The organism is Variovorax sp. GW821-FHT10C12 (genome assembly GCF_059415405.1).
In genome coordinates this window covers 393,053-411,058 of sequence record NZ_JBWKNE010000002.1, presented here as the reverse complement: position 1 = coordinate 411,058, position 18,006 = coordinate 393,053, and the positions used below count along the sequence as shown (strand labels likewise).

Here is an 18,006-nt window from a genome sequence, read left to right as displayed (position 1 = left end):
ATGAAGCGTTTGTGTTTACGTTAAATGTGATAAATTCACATTCACTAACAATGTGAAACAACTCTGACGAGTCCACGATGACCCAGCATTCGCAGACGCGCACAAGCCGCGGCTTCACATTGATCGAGGTCATGATCACGGTGGCCATCGTGGCCATCCTGGCGTCGATCGCCCTGCCCAATTACCGGCAGTACGTCATCCGTTCGAAGCGCTCGGCGGCCCAGGCGCAGATGATGGACATCGCCAACCGGCAGCAGCAGTTCCTCATTGCCAACCGCAGCTATGCCGACAAGACGGCACTGACCACCAGCGGCTACAGCCTGCCCTCCGAGGTCAGCGGCAACTACAGCTACGACGTCACGCTTCAGGCCTCCGGCCCACCCACCTTCACGATCACCTTCACCGCGATCGGCGACCAGCAAAGCGACGGCAACCTCGGACTCACCAGCGAAGGCGTGAAGACGCCGGCCAACAAATGGTGAGCGCCACCTTGCAGCGCCAGCGCGGCACCACGCTGATCGAGGTGCTGGTCACCCTGCTCGTCCTGGCCTTCGGCCTGTTCGGCCTCGTGGGGCTGCAGGCCCGGCTGCAGGCCTCCGAAATGGAGTCGTACCAGCGCTCGCAGGCGCTGATCCTGCTCAACGACATGGCCAGCCGCATCGCCATCAACCGCCGCGTGGCGGCCAGCTACGCGACCAGCGCACCGCTGGGCGGAACCGATGCCTGCCCGACCGGCACCGGCACGCGCCAACAGATCGACGCCAGGGAATGGTGCAACGCACTGCAGGGCGCCGCCGAGTTCTCGGGCAACGACAAGCTCGGCACCGTGATCGGCGGGCGCGGCTGCGTGGAAGACATGGGCAACAACGAGTACCTCGTCACCGTCGCCTGGCAAGGCCTCGGACCGATCTCGGCGCCGCCGGCCGGCGTGGCCTGCGGCAAGGACCTCTACGACGGCGGCACCGGTTCGAAGTGCATCAACGACCTGTGCCGCCGCACCGTGACCACGCTCGTGCGCATCGGCTCGCTCTCATGAACCCGAGGCGCCCGTCCCCCGCCGCACGCCGCGCCCAGCGCGGGCTGACGCTGATCGAGCTGATGGTGGCCATCACCATCATGCTCATCGTGATGGCCGCGCTGCTCACGCTGTTCCTCAATGTGAGCGGCTCCCAGCGCGAGATGGAACGCGTCAACCGCCAGATCGAAACCGGGCGCCTGAGCATCTTCGTGCTCGAGAACGAGATCTCCCACGCGGGCTTCTGGGAAAACTACATGCCCGAGTTCGACGACCTCACCGTCAGCGCCGCGCCCACGCACGTGCCCACCGGCGCCGTGCCCGACCCGTGCCTGGCCTACTCGGCCGCGAACTGGACCGAGGACTACAAGCGCCAGTTGCTCGACCTGCCCGTGCAGGTCTACGACAGCGTGCCCGCCACCTGCACCGACCTGCTCACGCACAAGAAGGCCAGCACCGACGTCCTCGTGGTGCGCCACGCCGACACCTGCCTGCCCGGCACACCCCACTGCGACGCCGACGTGGCCGGCGCGATGTACTTCCAGTCGTCGCTGTGCGGCACGCAAAAGCCCTCGTCGTTCGACCTCTCGACCGGCGCCTTCGACCAGATGTTCCTCAAGGACTGCACCACTCCCTCGCCCAAACGCAAGCTGGTGACCGACATCTACTACGTGCGCGACTACGCCGAGGCCGTGGGCGACGGCGTGCCCACGCTGTCCCGCTCGCGCTTCGACCTGGTGGGCGGCACGCTCGCGCAGCAACCGCCCACGCCGCTGATCGAAGGCGTCGAAGGCTTTCGCGTCGAGCTCGGCCTGGACACGCTGAGCAAGACCGGCGCCGCCGTCAACTACGCCCAGGCCATCGCCTGGGCCGACCCGGCGAACAAGTCGACGCCGTCCAACCGCGGCGACGGCAGCCCCGATGGCGCCTTCGTGCATTGCAGCACCGCCTCGGCCTGCACCGCCGACCAGCTGGTCAACGTGGTGGCCGTGAAGCTGCACGTGCTCGCGCGCGCCACCGCCATCTCGCCGGGCCACACCGACACGCGCACCTACCAGATGGGCGCCGCGACGCTGGGGCCGTTCAACGACCACTACAAGCGGCACGCGTTCGCGACCACCGTGCGCCTGACCAACGTCACCGGCCGGAGGGAAACGCCATGAAGCCACGCGCGCACGCCGGCCGCCCCGCCCCAACCCAGCGCGGCGCCGCGCTGATCATCGGGATGATCATGCTGCTGCTGATCACGCTCGTGGTCACCGCCGCCTTCAACCTCAGCGGCGCCAACCTCAAGGCCGTGGGCAACCTGCAGACCCGCAACGAAGCCGTGGCCGCCGCCAACCGCGCGATCGAGGAAGTCGCGGCCAGCCTGCTGGTGCCCGGCAGCGACGGCACCCCGTCGCTCGCGCCGCCGCAAGGCACCGTGAGCATGGTCGACATCAACAACGACGGCGTGGACGACTACAAGGTCGTCGTCGCCCCGCCTGTGTGCGTGCGCGCCACCAAGGCGGTCGACAGCGGCGGCGGCGGCAGCACGGGCCCGGGCGGCATCACCGGCGGCGCGTCCAGCAGCGGCTCGGGCCTGGGCGCCCTGCCCGACCAATACAACGCCGTGTGGGACATCAGCACCACCGTGACCGACGTCACCTCTGGCGCCACCGGCATCTCGACCTCCGTGCGCCAGGGCGTGCGGGCACTGCTCAACAAGGCGCAGTTCGATGCGCTGTGCGCGCCGCCGCCCGTCGCGCCAGCCGAACCCGCGCCAGCCGCCTCTTGAACCACGACGATGAACGGGTCCCCGCCATGACAAGGAAACTACTCACCACGCTGTGGGCCGCCGTGCTGCTCGCGTTGCCGCTGCAGGCCGCGCAGGCGGAGGACATCGACCTCTTCGTGGGCTACAACCCCAGCGCCACGCAGGCCCCGAACGTGCTGTTCGTGCTGGACAACACGGCCAACTGGAACCAGCCCTTCTCCGCCGAGATGACCGCGCTCGCCACCGCTTTCGAAAGCCTGGAGGCCAACAAGTTCAAGGTCGGCCTGATGATGTTCACCGAGACCGGCCAGGGCAACTCGAACAGCGACGGCGGCTACGTGCGCGCCGCGGTGCGCACGCTCGACGGCGACACCAAGTCGAAGTACGGCGCCCTGATCCGCAGCCTGGACAAGATCGCCGACAAGTCCAACGGCGGCAAGGCCGGCAAGACCATGGCCGAGGTCTACCGCTACCTGGCCAGCGCCGCGCCCATCGCCGGCAACGGCAAGGTCAAGGCCGACTACACCGGCAACGTGAGCGGCACCACGGCATCCAAGGCCATCTACGCGCTCACGCGCAACGCCCTGGCCAGCGTCAACGCCAGCACCTACGTCGGCCCGAGCACCGAGAACTGCATCGGCACCTTCGTCATCTACATCAGCAACGGCGCGGCGCAGGACAACAACAACGACAGCACGCTCTCCAGCGACGCCTTGCGCGCCGCCGGCGGCGACGCGACGCAGATCACGCTCACCACCAGCGGCTCGCAGGACAGCACGGCCGACGAATGGGCGCGCTTCCTGCAGACCCGCATGGGCGTCAAGGTCTACACCATCGAGGCCGCCAAGGCCGCCCAGGGCCAGGGCCCGGGCTGGAGCGCGCTGCTGCAGAGCATGGCCACGCAGAGCAAGGGCGAGTACTACGACATCTCGGGCAAGCCCCAGCTCGGCGCCGCGCTCGGCGAGGCGCTGAACGACATCTTCAGCAAGATCCAGTCGGTCAACAGCGTGTTCTCCTCGGTGAGCCTGCCCGTGAGCGTGAACACCCAGGGCACCTACCTGAACCAGGTGTTCGTGGGCATGTTCCGCCCCGACGAGAACGCCTTTCCGCGCTGGAACGGCAACCTCAAGCAATACAAGCTCGGGCTGGACAGCAGCAGCCAGCTGATCCTGCAGGACGCGGACGACAAGAACGCGGTCAACAACCAGACCGGCTTCATCGCGCCCTGCGCGCGCAGCTTCTGGACGCCCGCCGCCAGCGACAGCGACGCCTACTGGAGCTTCCGGCCGTCCGGCGACTGCCTCAGGAAGGAAGCCGCGGACAGCCCCGACGGCAACGTGGTGGAAAAAGGCGCGCAGGGCTACATGCTGCGCGGCGTCGTGCCGGCCGTGCGCAACATGAAGACCTGTGCGGCGGGCAGCTGCACCGCGCTCACCACCTTCGACGACGGCAACACGGCCATCACCATGGCCGCACTCGGTGTCGCCGCAACCGCCGACCGCACCAAGCTCATCAACTGGGCGCGCGGCCTGGACAACAAGGGCGACGAGAAGCCCGACGCCCAGGGCAACCCTGTGCCCTCGAGCGCCATGCGCCCCTCGGTGCACGGCGACGTGGTGCACTCGCGCCCGGTGGCCATCAACTACGGCACCGATGCTGCACCCCAGGTGGTGGTGTTCTACGGCGGCAACGACGGCGTGCTGCGCGCCATCAACGGCAACCGCAACACGGCCATCGGCGGGGCCGCGGCCGGCTCCGAGCTGTGGTCGTTCATGCCACCCGAGTTCTACGGCAGCCTCAAGCGGCTGTACGACAACACCACGCGCATCAACTTCCCCGGCCTGCCCGTCAGCGTGGGCGCGGTGGCACCCAAGCCCTACGGCATGGACGGCGCGGTCGCGGCCTACCGCCAGGGCAGCACCGCCTGGCTCTACGCCAGCATGCGCCGCGGCGGCCGACTGGTCTACGCCTTCGACGTCTCGTCGCCCGCCGCCCCCACGCTGAAGTGGCGCAAGGGCTGCCCCAACCAGAACGACGACACTGGCTGCGACACCGGCTTCGATGGCATCGGCCAGACCTGGTCGGCGCCGAAGGTGCTGCGCGCCACCGGCTATGGCAGCGGCAACAGCCCGCTGCTGGTGTTCGGCGGCGGCTACGACAAGTGCGAAGACGTCGACACCAACAGCGCCGCCCAGGCCTGCGGCAGCGGCGTGAAGGGCAACCGGATCTACGTGCTCGACGCCGACACCGGCGCGCAGCTCAAGGTGTTCACCACCGCGCGGCCCGTGGCCGGCGAAGTCACGGTCCTCACCGACGCCCTGGGCATCGCCACGATCGCCTATGCCGCCGACCTGGGCGGCAACGTGTACCGCATCGCCATCGGCAGCGCGGCGCCGTCCGCCTGGACCATGACCCAGATCGCCTCGCTCGGCTGCGACACGGTGACCACCTGCACGCCCAACCGCAAGTTCATGTTCGGCCCCGACGTGGTGACCGACAACGGCGCCTACGTCGTGCTGCTGGGTTCGGGCGACCGCGAGAAGCCGCTGCGCCACTACAACGTCGCACTCGGTGTGGCCAACCGCTTCTACATGCTGGTCGACAAGCCCACCGACGCCACCTGGCTGACCAGCGAGGCCGACCGCTGCGGCACCGGCAACGAGGTGCTGTGCCACGCCTCGCTGCAGGCCATCACCGACACCAGCACGCCGACCTCGTCCGACCTCGCGACCAAGAAGGGCTGGTACCTCGGGCTCGCCGCCGGCGAACAGGTCGTGACCGGCTCGGTGACCGCCTACGGCACCACCACCTTCAACACCCACACGCCCACCAACCCCAACACGCAGTCGTGCCGCGCCGACCTCGGCACTGCGCGGGTCTACAACGTGTCGTACGTCAACGCGGCCGCCCAGGGCACCAACGGACGCTTCCAGAACGTGGTGGGCGGCGGCCTCGCGCCCACGCCCGTCGTGGGCCGCGTCCAGCTCGACAGCGGCGGCATGCGCGACGTGGTGATCGGCGCCAACCCCGACTCCTTCCTCAGCCCCAAGGGCACCGCGCCCAAGGCCGCGTTCAAGCAGCCCAAGGGCCGGGTCTACTGGTTCATCCAGAAGTAAACGCCGAGCCCTTCCGCATGCGCAACGTTCGTCCTGCCCCTGCACGCGCCCATGCGCGCGGCTTCACGCTCATCGAGCTGATGGTCACGCTGGCCGTGCTGGTGGTGCTGATCGCCATCGCCGTGCCCTCGTTCGACAGCATCCGGCTGTCCACGCGGCTGAGCAGCTACGCCACCGCGCTGGTCGCGGGCACCCAGCTGGCGCGCAGCGAGGCCATCAAGCGCAACGCCCCCATCACGCTGTGCGCCTCGGCCGACGGCACCAGCTGCAGCACCAACGGGCAGTGGGAATCCGGCTGGATCGTGCGCAGCGACACGCAGGTGCTGCGCGTCGAGCCCGCGGCCGCCAGCGGCTACCGGCTGCGCGAGGCCGGCGGCGCCAGCGCCGTCGTGTTCCAGGCCACCGGCCTGGGCGCGGGCCAGAGCCGCATCACCATCTGCCGCGCCACCCCGAGCGCCGACCCATCGCGCGCCGTGAGCATCAGCGCCACGGGACGCACCACCGTCACCCGGTCGAGCGGCGGCACCTGCGCCGCGACCTGACCCGCCCGGCCTGACTGGCCGAGGGGGTCCACCGGACCAACGACAATAGGGCCCTGTGGCAAGCCCGGGCGCCGGTCCCGCCTTTCTTGCCTTGACGACCTTCACCAGGAACAACGCTCCCGCATTCATGGAACACCGGCTGGACTGGGCCCTTGCCGCCTGCGCTCGCATCCTCAGGCCCGTGGTCCGGCTGGCGCTGGCCATGGGCGTCAAGCACCCGCACCTCGAAGCCCTGCTGCGCGACCTGCTCATCGAGGAAGCCCAGCGCACCTGGCGCGGCCAGGGCGTGACCAAACCCAACCTCAGCCAGATTTCGGTCACCACCGGGCTGAACCGCAAGGTCGTCACCGCCAAGGTCCGCGCCACCGTCGACCCACTGCCCCACACCGAGCTGTCAGCGGCTGCCAAGACTTTTACGTTGTGGTTACAGATGACCACCGACGACGACTCCCTGCGCCGCCTGCCCGTCGTCACCGAGGGTGACGGGCCGTCGTTCGAGCGCGTGGCCCGACTGGCCAGCCGGGGCAACGTGCACCACCGCACCATCCTCGACGAGCTGGTGCGCCTGCAGATGGTGGCCGAGAGCGACGGCAGCGCCGAACTCACGGCCGACGGCTTCGTGCCGGTGGAAGACCTGCAATCGATGCTCGCCTTCCTGGGCGACAACGGCCGCGACCACCTGCTGGCCGCCGTCTCCAACACCCTGGGCGACAAGCCCCGCATGCTCGAGCGCGCCGTGTACGCGCGCGGGCTCTCCCTGGCCGACTGCACGGCCATCGAGCGCCTCGTGCGCGAGCGCTGGGCCGTCCTGCACCACGAGCTGGCCCGCGAGATGACCGAGGCCGTCGACCGCGTGCCCCCCGAGGCCAAGGCCACCACGAAGGCGCGCATCCGCGTCGGCATCTACACGTACTACGAAGACGAAGAAGGCGCGCCCGCCCCTCGCGCGCCAAAGAACAACGAGCCTGCCCGATGACCACGATCTCCCCCTCCTTGCGACTGGCGCGCGGCCTGCTGCTGGCCGGCGCCATGGCCCTGCTTCTCTCCTGCGGAGGCGGCGGCGGTGGCGGGGGTGGCACGACCGGCTTCGGCGTGCCCGGCACGACGGCCACCGGCACCGGTAGCAATGGCACCGGTAGCAATGGCACCGGCAGCAACGGCGGGGGCGGCGGCGACGGCAGCGCCGGCGCGGGTAACGCCGCAGGCTCCGGCGGCAGCAACGGCACGGGCAACGGGACCGGCACGGGCAGCGCCGGCGGCGGCGACAGCACCGCCAGCAACACCAACGGCGACGGCTCGGGCGTGGGCTCCGGCGGCACCGGCGTGACCGCGGACGCCGCCGGCATCGGCGCGGCCGACGGCCTGGGCAGCGTGATCCTCAACGGCCTGCGCTACAACACCGACAGTGCCACCTTCAGCCTCGAGGACACCACCGAGCTGCAGATCGGCATGAGCGCGCGCATCGCCGGCAAGGTCGACGCCAACTTCACCAGTGGCATCGCCGCCACCGTCGTCTCGGCCGCCGAGCTGCGCGGCGCCGTGTCGGCCATCGACCTGAAGGACGGCAGCTTCACCGTCATGGGCGCCCGCGTGACCACCGACAACGCCACCGTCTGGGGCGACGCCAAGGGCACCGGCGACCTCGTCGACGGCGCCGTGGTGCAGGTGTGGGGCCTGCCCGCCGCGCCGGGCATCCTGCGCGCCACGCGCGTGCTGGTGGCGCCCGCCACCACCGCCCCGCTGGCGACCGGCACCGTGCAGAACCTCGACCGCGGCGGCCAGCAGTTCACCCTCGGCCTGCTGACCGTCGACTTCGGCGGCGCCGCCTTCGGCCCCGGCATCGATGCCGCGAGCCTGGCCAACGGCGCCATCGTCCGCGTGCGCGGCACGGCGGCACCGGCCGCCGGCCGCTTCACCGCCACCCAGGTGCAGGGCTGGTACGCCATTCCCTCGGCCGACGGCATCGCGCTGCAGCTGGCGGGCGTGGTCACCGACTTCGCCGCGCTCGGCGACTTCCGCGTGCTGGGCAACAAGATCGACGCGCGCAACGCCCAGATCACCGGCGGGCCCAGCGGCTCCATCGGCAACGGCGTGAAGGTCGAGGTCGACGGTTTCCTCTCGGGCCAGGTGCTCGTGGTCAAGAAACTGCGCATCCGCCACGTGCCCGGCACCGGCGGGCCCGTGTCGTTCACCGTGATCGGCGCCATCGGCGGCTACCAGTCGGCCGCCGACTTCACCGTGCGCGGCCAGCGCGTGGATGCCAGCGGCTCCGGTACCATCTTCGAAAACGGCACCGCCGCAGACCTGGGCAACGGCAAGCGCGTGACCGTTGTCGGCGACCATGTGGTCGACGGCGTGCTCATCGCCCAGCGCGTGAGCTTCACGCTGCCCTGAGGTCCGGGCCCCCGGCGGTCCGGCCGCGCAGTGCATGCACCCAGGGTGCACGCACCGCGCACCCCACAGGCCACGCCACCCATGGCGCGACCGGATCGATCGGAGCCATGGACACCCACACCACCTCTGCGCCCGCGCCCACCCCGTCGCCCCGCTGCTGCATCGCCGGCGGCGGCCCGGCCGGCATGGTGCTGGGCCTGCTGCTTGCGCGCGCGGGCGTGCCCGTCGTCGTGCTCGAGAAACACCTCGACTTCCTGCGCGACTTCCGCGGCGACACCGTGCACCCCTCGACCCTCGAAGTGCTGCACGAACTCGGCCTGCTCGACGCCTTCCTGCAGCGCCCGCACAACCGCATCGAAGAACTGCGCGGCACCTACGAAGGCCGCGGCGTGACCATTGCCGACTTCAGGCGGCTGCCCACGCACGCCCGCTTCCTGGTGCTCATGCCGCAGTGGGAGTTCCTGGACTTCATGTGCGACGAGGCGCGGCGCTACCCCGGCTTCGAGCTGTGGACCGACGCCGAGGCCATCGGCCTGCTGCAGGACAAGGGCCGCGTCAACGGCGTGAAAGTGCGCGTCGGCGCCCGCAGCCCCGACAGCGGCGGCCCGAAGGACATCGAGCTGCACGCCTCCCTCATCGTGGCCGCCGACGGCCGCCACTCCACCTTGCGCGACGCGGCAGCGCTGCCGCACATCAGCTACGGCGCGCCCATCGACGTGCTGTGGATGCGCCTTCCCAAGCTGCCCGGCGACCCCGAAGCCACCGGCGGCCACATCGCCGCGGGCCACCTCCTGGTGACGCTCAACCGCGGCGACTACTGGCAGTGCGCCTTCGTCATCCGCAAGGGCGGCAGCGCCGAACTGCAGTCGCGCGGCATTGCCGCCTTCCACGCCGAGATCGCGCGCATCGCGCCCTTCTTTGCCACGCGCCTGCCCGAGGCCCTGCCCGACTGGGAGGCCGTGAAGCTGCTCGAAGTGAGCGTCGACCGGCTCGAATCGTGGTCGTGCCCCGGCCTGCTGTGCATCGGCGACGCCGCGCACGCCATGTCGCCCGTGGGCGGCGTCGGCATCAACCTCGCCGTGCAGGACGCCGTGGCCGCCGCCAACCTGCTGGCCGCGTCGCTGGCCGGCAGCGCCACCGACAAGGAAATCGACAACCTGCTGCCCCAACTGCAGCGCCGTCGCGAATGGCCCGTGCGCGTCACCCAGGCCGCGCAGCGCCTCGTGCAGGACCGCGTGCTGATGCCCGTGCTCAGCCGCAGGGCGGCTGCATCGACCGAGCCCCGCCCCATGCCCTGGCCCCTGCGCCTGCTGGGGCGCTGGCCGTGGCTGCGCACCCTGCCCGCGCGCGCCGTGGGCATCGGCGTGCGGTCGGAACATGTGACCTCCCCCCGCAAGTAAGCGCGCCCCGACGGCGTTGCCTCGCGGTCGAAACCGGTGGGCCCGGACGACCGGGATCAGGCGCGCGCGTCGTTTTCTGACGGGGCCCAATTCATTGCGAATTGCATGATCCGGCGGGCACAATCAAAAAATCAATTCGAAATAATTTCCAAATTCTTTCGCCGCCCATTAATTAACAATTAACCAGAATTACCAACAGGAGGTTGCTTTGTCAGGAAATAAATTCTCAATTTTCATTTGTTCTCTTTTTGCCAGCGCCGGGCTGCTTTCTCTCCCTGCGCATTCGCAACCCTCCGCATCGCGCGACGATGCGCTGTCGCGCATTGCAAACAACGGCTACTTCACCATCGGCCACCGCGCGGCCACCTTCCCCTTCTCTTATGTCGACGGCGCCACCCAGAAGCCCCAGGGCTACACCGTGGACATCTGCCAGCGCATCTACGAACAAGTGAAGGCCGAACTCAAGCGCCCCGACCTCAAGCTGCGCTACAGCCTGGTGGACGGCAAGAACCGGATTGCCGACGTCAGGAATGGCGTGGTCGACGTCGAGTGCGGCGCCACCACCATCACGGCCGAGCGCCAGAAAGACATTGCTTTCAGCTACGCCTTCTTCGTGTCCGGCGCCCGGTTCATGGTGAAAAAGCAATCGGGCATCCAGAACGAATTGGACCTTCGCGACAAACGAATTGCCGTCGCCGAAGGCACCACCACCGAAAAGGTGCTGCGCTCGGTGTCCGCCAACATGTTCCTCAACGCCAAGGTCGTGCCGACCAAGGACGCGGCCTCGGCGTTTGCCGCGCTCGAAAAAGACGAAGCCGATGCCGCCATCACCGAAGACGCCGGCCTGTGGGGGTTGGCGTCCAAGAGCAAGAGCCCTCAAGACTTCAAGCTGATCGGCAAATTCCTCACCCAGGAGCCCTACGGCATCGGCTTCAGGAAAGACGATGCCCGCCTGGCCGAACTGATCGACAAGACCCTGCTGGGCCTGTTCGCCTCGGGCGAGGCAGAAAAGATCTTTGCCTACTGGTTCCAGACCGGCCCGCACGTGGGCGAGCCTTTCGAGAAAAGCCGGCTGCTGTCAGACGCCTTCCGCCGCCCCAGCAAGTTCTCGCCCCTCTGAAGGAAGCAGCCCGCAGGCCCGCGCCATGCGGCCTGCGCTCCTCGGCGTCAGCCGGGCCGGCGCGCCTGCGTCGGCTGGCGCGACCAGTACACGCCGTCGAGCCGGTCGAGCCGCACCTCGCCGCCCGTGGACGGCGCGTGCACGAAACGCCCGTCGCCCACATAGATGCCCGCATGCGTGGGCGACGCCGACCCGAACAACACCAGGTCGCCCGAGCGAAGCTCCGACATCGGCACCGGCCGGCCGAAGCCCGCCATGCGCGACACCGTGCGCGGCGGCACCTGCCCCACGCTGTGGCGGTACACGTAGCCGATGAGCCCGCTGCAATCGAACCCGCCCTCGGGCGAGTTGCCGCCATAGCGGTACGGCGTGCCGACCAGCCCCAGCGCATGGATCGTGATGCTGTTCGACTGCTCCGACGTCAGCGGCGGGATGTTGCTGCTGGGCACCGAACCACCGGGCGCACGCGTCGACGGCGGGCTCGCGCAGCCGACGGCCAGGAGGCAGGCGGTGACGGCGGGGATCAGTCGGAACAGGAGCCGCTGCTGCAGCAGCGACAGCGATGCGGGGGAATGAGGAGGCGTCGGCAATGGTGTGTCGAGCATGGGCGCAGGCCGGTCTTGTGGACGTGGCCCGACTCTAGCGCGAGTGGACCGGATCGCAATGCAGAGCCCCTTGGCGGGCGACAACGCCCTCACCCGTCCTCGTCATCGGTTGAAGCCAAAGACCAGCAGCAGGTTGTTCGCCGGCATCGCGTGCCGCTCGCGTTGCGCGAGGCCGACACGGCGGGCCTCAGCCACCACGTCGTCGAGCCGGCGAATGCCCCAGGCGGGATTGCGCGCGCGCAGGTCTTCGTCGAACGCCAGATTGCTCGGCGCCGTGGGGCCGTGCTGTGCTTCATCCTCGAAGTAAGGCCCGTAGGTGATCAGCACGCCGGCGCCGGCACGCAGATGTCGCGCGGCACCGGCCATCAGCGCGGCGCAGGTGGGCCAAGGTGCGATGTGCAGCATGTTGGCGCAGTAGATGGCGTCGAACTTTTCTTCTTCTTTGCCTTCTTGAGCGAACGCGGAGCCTTGCGAGGGCCACTGCGGCGCCATCACGTCGAGCAGCAGCGGCGGGCGCAGATTGGGCAGCGCGGCGTGTTCGACGCGACTGGCGATCGCGGGGAGCGAGCGGACGTCTGCGTCGGTGGGCTGCCAGGTCCATGAAGGCATGGCGGCGGCGAACCAGGCGGCGTGTTGGCCTGTGCCGGAGGCGATTTCCAAGGCGGTGCCGCGCTCATCGAGGATGCGAGTCAGGGCATCGAGGATGGGTTGTTTGTTGCGGTCTGCGGCGGGGCTAAAGAGTAAATCAGCCATTCAACTTAGAGCCGAATCGAGATGGATCAATCGTATTTTTGTAAAACAGGTGACCTCCGCCAAACGAAAAAATCGATCGAATCTCAAACACAACAAGTCACCCGTAGAAATTCCCCTTTGCCCGCAATCCTCATACCTTAAATGTTCTTGGGGAAATGGACTTCGATTTTGACCACATGCGTTCACTCACATCAAAATCATAAGTTATCACCTGAACAGTATCATTTCGCCCTTCTCTACTGATAAATATTCTATTAAATTGAAGTGGCTGCTCTCCTCGTTCATTTTTTGCAACGCCACTACTACCGCAACCCACAACAACCATTGAGTTAGTTCCATCGCCTAGCATTTCCGCATGTGCGTGATGTCGATGCCCATGTAGAACCAGAGAAAAACCTGCTGACAAGAGTCGCTTTTTTACCATTGCCGCATCAGAGAGTAAACTTTCAGCAGCGATAGTAGATTCAATTGTATTTACCGGCACCAGATGATGATGAAACATGGCAACACGAACCGAATCAGCCCACTTCGGATGCGAATTTGCTTCCGCCAAAGCGTTGTCAAGCTGGCTTTCTCCGATATATCCTCGATGATCAGATGGACTCTCAAGGGCCGCAGAATTCATCGAAATAATCAAAAGCGAGGGCCCTCCCTCTACGAAAACTATTTCATACAATCGTTCTGGTGGTGTATCCGCCCCGTATTGAGGTCCGATGGAAATGGAATTTCGAAACGAGACATAAGGCGAAAAAGCCAAATGCTTAGCTTCCGGATCCGCCTTAATCAACCCCCAATTAACATCGTGATTTCCAGGACAAGTCACTACATTTAGACTTTGCCCTGAAACCCCCTCGATAAATGAGCGAACCGCTCTAAGTGAACTGGTAGCCTCCCGAAACTCCGTTGTCAGCCCCATTTGCGTCACATCGCCACTCACAAGAATTGCCATGGGATTCATTTTTTCAGCGCCAATGCTTTTTGACAAAAACCGATCGAAGCTCGGCTTATCGGCACTTGGTATGGAATCAAAAGCTGCAGGCAATGAAGAGAAGAAATGATTTGCTCCAAAATGGATATCAGAGAATTGCAAAATTTCTGTTCCACTTTGAGTATGCGTTGCCTCAAATGAATTCTGCCCATCCGACTTAGAAAGGCGTATCGGAGTTGCGACAGTATATGCTTGAAAAAGTCGATCACGAAAGGCATACGTCTGATCCGTCACCTTAACAATTTCCTGTCCATATTGCTCCTTTTGCAAGTCACCCGCATAGTAAGACGGATTTGTTACGCCAGAAGACTCAGCTGTCGGATATACACTTGAAGTGTGCGCTGAAGGGGTGGCTGCATTTGCAAAAAGCCGTAGAACAGTTTCTCGTTGGGTTGAGTGCCCAATCGCCTTTCGATATCGTTCCTCTAGCCCAGAGTCTGTTTTATTTCTTGCCACATACTCCAACGCAACATTAATATCACTTATCCCAATCTCTTGCTGCTTTGTTGTAAATGCGCCCAAAAATGACTGCCGGCCAATCAAATGAAGCAGATATGGCTGTCCATGCACAACTCTAACCAGTTCCTTTTTTGCCTCCTCCGTAAATCGAATCTCATTGCCAACCAACTCTTCAGCCTTTGTCACAACGGCACGGAGTTCGGCCTCTGTCATTTCCTCAAGCGGAAGTTTTCCAGTATTTAGTTGACGCTCAATGGATTGATGATCTCTGACCAACTCTTTTTCGGTGTTTGCTATTCCCGTAACAACGAAAGAAACTTTAGGCTGGCCAGCCTTAATAAAAGACGCAAAGCCATCGTGGTTTTTAATTAACTCAAACTCATCAACGAAAATTGCGAGACCATTTGCATAGTGTTTTGCAATTGTCGTTGCTCGCCGCCAAAAATCGGAAACACGATCTGGATCAAGACTATTCAACTCTCGGTATGGCGGAGGCTCACCAAACAGTTCATGCAGATACGGGAATTTCGAAAAACAATTTCCATCGATAGTCAATCGATAGAGAAGTTGATTCAAATTATTGATTGACTCATCACGAGTTATGAAGCACGTTGCGAAGTCAAAATTCTCGTCTGCGAGAGGCGATTCAATATGCTCTAGGAGTTGCTGATTTCCATCCGCTATCAATTGAAGTTGACGTGCAAGAGATGATTTTCCGATCCCTCTGGATCCATAGATAAAGACGTGATCTCCAGCCAACAACAACTGCGTCCCAGCAATTAACTGATCCCCTCGGCCAGAAAATCTACGTGGATCTGAAATTTCCTTTGCGGGCTGAAATGCGGATAGAACTTCTGAATAGGTTGTTGTCATTATAAAGATTCTTGCAATTTAATTTCCAACTCACTCTTAAGGCGACGCTGAAATCGATAGGAATGGAGTAATCGACACCTAGCCGAATTCATGCATCCAAACGACACAATCTAGCTACTGAAGGCGATTGAAAGGCTTGAAACAAGATGTGTGATGTGGATTGTCGTGGAAGGGCCAACGACGGTGTGGCGTACTTTCCCTTGCACGAGGAAATCCAACTCCAGGTTGACAAGGGATCCTCCTTCAGGTCGCAGGCGTCTCTCTTAACGATCTCAAGTCGCGTGGGGAAAAGTGTTTCACCTATCTCCACCCTCCTGAAACAACGCCGCCGCATCCCGCGCCAAATCCGAAGCGATCCAAAGCAGGTTGTCCCGATGCCCAGCCCCCGCGTCTTCAAACCAGCCATCGCCGGCGCCGTGGCAGCACCACAGCAGTGAGTTCAGTTGTTCCAGCTTGCATTCCAGCAAGTCTGCTGCGCTCGGGGTGGTTGCGTGGGGAGAGGTCGACCCGGTAGCGCGGGCCATAATTCGTTTAGCCATTTGTTGTGCTCCTTCTCAAAGTTTGCACGTCACTTGGTTAGACGGTCATGGTGTTCGCGCACCGTGGCCGTCGCCTTTTGTGCCTCACGTTCGCATCGATGGCCCGCCGTGAGGCGAGGCGGTTCATTCGTTCACTCAATCAGTCAGTGGTCCGTGGTGTGGTGTGGTGTGTGCTGCCCTCCTCGCCCACATGGCGGGTCGTTTCATCACAGGGGCATTCACTGTAGAGAAGTCCCGCCCGGCGCACAGAGCAATTTCGCCGAGGAATGCGCGGTTCGCGCAAGTAATCGCGCTGCGGCAGCGGCGATTCACAAAGCCCTGACAGTCAGGCCCTGAAAGCAGGGCCCGAGCCCCGCATCGACAGCAGCGCCTCAGCCCTGCCCGCCGAACTCGCGCGCGTGCTCCACCGCGTACTTGATGAGCTCCGCCTGTCCTTCGATGCCCAGGCGCCGCTTGATGCTCTGGCGGTGCGCCTCCACGGTGCGCACGCTCAGGCCGAGGTCGCGCGCGATCTGCTTGCTCGATTCGCCGCGGCCGAGCGCGCTCAAGATTTCGCTCTCGCGCGGCGTGAGCAGCGGGCGCGGGGTCTGGTTGCGAAAGAGTTTCTTCGACACGGCCGGGCTCAAGAACGTGCCGCCCGCCGACACGGCCTCGATGGCCGCCACGATCTCTGCAGCCGGCGCGTCTTTCAGCACGTAGCCGCGCGCGCCGACCTGCAAGGCCTTCTGCACGTACTCGGGGTTGTCGTACATGCTGAGCATCACGATGTGCGGCGCGGGCTGCTGGTGCTGCGGCTGTTGTTGCAGCAGCAGCGCCGCCAGCTCGATGCCGTTCATGTCCTTCATTCCCACGTCCATGAGCACGAGGTGCGGCTGCGCGGGGCCGATGAGTGCCAGCGCCTCGGCCGCGCTGCCGGCCTCGCCCACGATCTCCAGGCCGGGCATGGCGCCCAGGCGCGCGCGCAGGCCGTCGCGCACCAGCGGGTGGTCGTCGACCAGGAACAGGCGCACGACAACGGGAGCAGCAGCGGTAGGGTCTTCTGTCATGGCCGCTATTCTGGCTTTGCACGCCGCACGGGCACTTCGGCCACGATGGAGGTGTGGCCCCGGCCCGAGCGCATGCGCAGCCGGCCTTCGATGGACTCCATGCGCTCGCGCATGTTGCGCAGGCCGATGCCGCGCTGCGGGTCGAGCTGCATGGCCTCGACGTTGAAGCCGACGCCGTCGTCGCTGATCTCCAGCCGCACGGCCTCTTCGTCGAAGCTCAGTGCGATGTGCACCTGTTGCGCACGCGCGTGTTTATGCACATTGGTCAACGCTTCCTGCGTGACGCGAAAGAGCGCGGTCTTGGCTTCTTGCGACAGCTCGAAGGGTTCGCCCTCGACCATGATGGATGCGTCCACGCCGCCTTCTTCACCGAACTCGGCGCCCAGGCGCTCCAGCGCGGCGGGCAGGCCCAGGGTGTCGAGCAGCGCGGGGCGCAGCCGGTGCGAGATGCGGCGCACCTCGGTGAGCGAATCGTTCAGCCGCTGCAGCGCCTTGCCGAGCGCGGGCGGCGGCGACTGGTGCGCGCGGTCGAGCTGCTCCACCGCCGATTCGATGAGCAGCTTGGCCGACACCAGCGTCTGGCTGGTGCCGTCGTGCAGTTCGCGCGCGAGGTGGCCGCGCTCTTCTTCCTGCGACTGCACCACGCGGCGCGCGAGCAGGCGCAGCTTGGCTTCGGCCGTGCGGTGCTCGCTGAGGTTGAGCAACAACCCGGCCGCGCTGACCACGCCCAGGCACAACGCGGCGATGCCGGCGATCCACAGCAGCGTGGCGGTGACGTTGGCGTTCATCTGCCGGTCGAGGGTGTCCATGGTCGACTGGATGTCGTCCAGGTACAGGCCGGTGCCGACCATCCAGTTCCAGCGCGGCAGCGCGGTGACATAGCCGAGCTTGGGCGCCATCTGCGCGCTGGAGGGCTTGCGCCATTCGTACTCGACGTAGGCACCGCCCTTGTCGCGTGCGCCCTTGATCAGCTCCTGGATGGTGAAGCGGCCGTGCGAATCGCGCAGGTTCCACAGGTTCTGGCCCACCAGCTCGGGCTGGCGCGAGTGCATGAGCGAGTTGCCGTCCATGTCGTAGACGAAGAAGTAGCCGTCGTCGCCGTAGTTGAGTGTGGCCAGGCGGCGCAGCGCCTCGGTGCGCGTGGCCTCGTCGTCCAGGCCCGACTCGTACAGCGGCAGCAGGTTGCTCACGGCCAGGTCGACGTAGCTGCGCAGCTCGCTGCGACGCTGGGCCATGTAGCTGCGCTCGATGAGCGCCCGCTCGCGCTGGGCCAGGTCGTGCTCCTGGTGACGCACGGCCAGGGCCACGAGCACCAGCGCAACCAGCAGGGGCGCAACGGCCAGCGCGACGATCTTGGTGCGGAGGTTCATCGTCGGGGTGGGGGCCTCGTTCGTCCTGGT

At 65.4% G+C, this 18,006-nt stretch carries 16 protein-coding genes; 10 read left to right on the top strand and 6 right to left on the bottom strand.

Annotated features, from left to right (window positions below; translation table 11 throughout):
- Positions 1-77 precede the first annotated feature (77 nt).
- From AC07OH_RS15175 to AC07OH_RS15130, 10 genes are all read left to right on the top strand, one after another.
- Positions 78-482, top strand: a complete 405-nt coding sequence (locus AC07OH_RS15175) for a type IV pilin protein (protein WP_495301223.1) — start codon at positions 78-80, stop codon at positions 480-482.
- Positions 476-1,036, top strand: a complete 561-nt coding sequence (locus tag AC07OH_RS15170; protein ID WP_495301222.1) for a prepilin-type N-terminal cleavage/methylation domain-containing protein — start codon at positions 476-478, stop codon at positions 1,034-1,036. The genes AC07OH_RS15175 and AC07OH_RS15170 overlap by 7 nt, the downstream gene beginning before the upstream one ends.
- On the top strand, positions 1,033-2,178 hold the full coding sequence (locus tag AC07OH_RS15165) for a PilW family protein (RefSeq protein ID WP_495301221.1): 1,146 nt from the start codon (positions 1,033-1,035) through the stop codon (positions 2,176-2,178). Before AC07OH_RS15170 ends, AC07OH_RS15165 begins: the two co-directional genes overlap by 4 nt.
- A complete protein-coding gene (locus tag AC07OH_RS15160; protein ID WP_495301220.1) occupies positions 2,175-2,792 on the top strand; it encodes a pilus assembly PilX family protein in 618 nt (205 codons plus the stop codon). Before AC07OH_RS15165 ends, AC07OH_RS15160 begins: the two co-directional genes overlap by 4 nt.
- Positions 2,793-2,818: 26 nt before the next feature.
- Positions 2,819-5,887, top strand: a complete 3,069-nt coding sequence (locus tag AC07OH_RS15155; protein ID WP_495301219.1) for a pilus assembly protein — start codon at positions 2,819-2,821, stop codon at positions 5,885-5,887.
- Positions 5,888-5,904: 17 nt separating this feature from the next.
- The gene (locus AC07OH_RS15150; protein ID WP_495301218.1) at positions 5,905-6,429 is read left to right on the top strand and encodes a GspH/FimT family pseudopilin; all 525 of its coding nucleotides are present in this window, start codon (positions 5,905-5,907) and stop codon (positions 6,427-6,429) included.
- A 127-nt stretch (positions 6,430-6,556) separates the two neighbouring features.
- Entirely contained in the window at positions 6,557-7,405 is an 849-nt protein-coding gene (locus AC07OH_RS15145) for a DUF6502 family protein (RefSeq protein ID WP_495301217.1), read from the top strand.
- Positions 7,402-8,823, top strand: a complete 1,422-nt coding sequence (locus AC07OH_RS15140) for a DUF5666 domain-containing protein (RefSeq protein WP_495301216.1) — start codon at positions 7,402-7,404, stop codon at positions 8,821-8,823. The genes AC07OH_RS15145 and AC07OH_RS15140 overlap by 4 nt, the downstream gene beginning before the upstream one ends.
- 107 nt (positions 8,824-8,930) lie before the next feature.
- Positions 8,931-10,223: an FAD-dependent oxidoreductase gene (locus AC07OH_RS15135; protein WP_495301215.1), complete on the top strand. Its 1,293-nt coding sequence runs from the start codon at positions 8,931-8,933 to the stop codon at positions 10,221-10,223.
- A 208-nt stretch (positions 10,224-10,431) separates the two neighbouring features.
- A complete protein-coding gene (locus AC07OH_RS15130) occupies positions 10,432-11,343 on the top strand; it encodes an amino acid ABC transporter substrate-binding protein (RefSeq protein WP_495301214.1) in 912 nt (303 codons plus the stop codon).
- Between the two features lie 47 nt (positions 11,344-11,390).
- Here AC07OH_RS15130 and AC07OH_RS15125 read toward each other — a convergent pair whose 3' ends face one another.
- The 6 genes from AC07OH_RS15125 to AC07OH_RS15100 all read right to left on the bottom strand — a co-directional run bounded on the left by AC07OH_RS15125 (position 11,391) and on the right by AC07OH_RS15100 (position 17,976).
- A complete protein-coding gene (locus AC07OH_RS15125; protein WP_495301213.1) occupies positions 11,391-11,948 on the bottom strand; it encodes a C40 family peptidase in 558 nt (185 codons plus the stop codon).
- Between the two features lie 102 nt (positions 11,949-12,050).
- On the bottom strand, positions 12,051-12,701 hold the full coding sequence (locus tag AC07OH_RS15120; RefSeq protein ID WP_495301212.1) for a DUF938 domain-containing protein: 651 nt from the start codon (positions 12,699-12,701) through the stop codon (positions 12,051-12,053).
- 130 nt (positions 12,702-12,831) lie between these two features.
- The gene (locus AC07OH_RS15115; RefSeq protein WP_495301211.1) at positions 12,832-15,021 is read right to left on the bottom strand and encodes a metallophosphoesterase; all 2,190 of its coding nucleotides are present in this window, start codon (positions 15,019-15,021) and stop codon (positions 12,832-12,834) included.
- Between the two features lie 296 nt (positions 15,022-15,317).
- Entirely contained in the window at positions 15,318-15,560 is a 243-nt protein-coding gene (locus AC07OH_RS15110) for a hypothetical protein (RefSeq protein WP_495301210.1), read from the bottom strand.
- Between the two features lie 371 nt (positions 15,561-15,931).
- Positions 15,932-16,606, bottom strand: a complete 675-nt coding sequence (locus AC07OH_RS15105; protein WP_495301209.1) for a response regulator transcription factor — start codon at positions 16,604-16,606, stop codon at positions 15,932-15,934.
- Positions 16,607-16,611: 5 nt separating this feature from the next.
- On the bottom strand, positions 16,612-17,976 hold the full coding sequence (locus AC07OH_RS15100; RefSeq protein ID WP_495301208.1) for a cache domain-containing protein: 1,365 nt from the start codon (positions 17,974-17,976) through the stop codon (positions 16,612-16,614).
- Positions 17,977-18,006 lie beyond the last annotated feature (30 nt).

Excerpts from the sequence above, each read along its gene's own strand:
- AC07OH_RS15175 (WP_495301223.1), top strand. The coding sequence starts at position 78 with ATGACCCAGCATTCGCAGACGCGCACAAGCCGCGGCTTCACATTGATC.
- AC07OH_RS15170 (WP_495301222.1), top strand. The coding sequence starts at position 476 with ATGGTGAGCGCCACCTTGCAGCGCCAGCGCGGCACCACGCTGATCGAG.
- AC07OH_RS15165 (WP_495301221.1), top strand. The coding sequence starts at position 1,033 with ATGAACCCGAGGCGCCCGTCCCCCGCCGCACGCCGCGCCCAGCGCGGG.
- AC07OH_RS15160 (WP_495301220.1), top strand. The coding sequence starts at position 2,175 with ATGAAGCCACGCGCGCACGCCGGCCGCCCCGCCCCAACCCAGCGCGGC.
- AC07OH_RS15155 (WP_495301219.1), top strand. The coding sequence starts at position 2,819 with ATGACAAGGAAACTACTCACCACGCTGTGGGCCGCCGTGCTGCTCGCG.
- AC07OH_RS15150 (WP_495301218.1), top strand. The coding sequence starts at position 5,905 with ATGCGCAACGTTCGTCCTGCCCCTGCACGCGCCCATGCGCGCGGCTTC.
- AC07OH_RS15145 (WP_495301217.1), top strand. The coding sequence starts at position 6,557 with ATGGAACACCGGCTGGACTGGGCCCTTGCCGCCTGCGCTCGCATCCTC.
- AC07OH_RS15140 (WP_495301216.1), top strand. The coding sequence starts at position 7,402 with ATGACCACGATCTCCCCCTCCTTGCGACTGGCGCGCGGCCTGCTGCTG.
- AC07OH_RS15135 (WP_495301215.1), top strand. The coding sequence starts at position 8,931 with ATGGACACCCACACCACCTCTGCGCCCGCGCCCACCCCGTCGCCCCGC.
- AC07OH_RS15125 (WP_495301213.1), bottom strand. The coding sequence starts at position 11,948 with ATGCTCGACACACCATTGCCGACGCCTCCTCATTCCCCCGCATCGCTG.
- AC07OH_RS15120 (WP_495301212.1), bottom strand. The coding sequence starts at position 12,701 with ATGGCTGATTTACTCTTTAGCCCCGCCGCAGACCGCAACAAACAACCC.
- AC07OH_RS15115 (WP_495301211.1), bottom strand. The coding sequence starts at position 15,021 with ATGACAACAACCTATTCAGAAGTTCTATCCGCATTTCAGCCCGCAAAG.
- AC07OH_RS15110 (WP_495301210.1), bottom strand. The coding sequence starts at position 15,560 with ATGGCTAAACGAATTATGGCCCGCGCTACCGGGTCGACCTCTCCCCAC.
- AC07OH_RS15105 (WP_495301209.1), bottom strand. The coding sequence starts at position 16,606 with ATGACAGAAGACCCTACCGCTGCTGCTCCCGTTGTCGTGCGCCTGTTC.
- AC07OH_RS15100 (WP_495301208.1), bottom strand. The coding sequence starts at position 17,976 with ATGAACCTCCGCACCAAGATCGTCGCGCTGGCCGTTGCGCCCCTGCTG.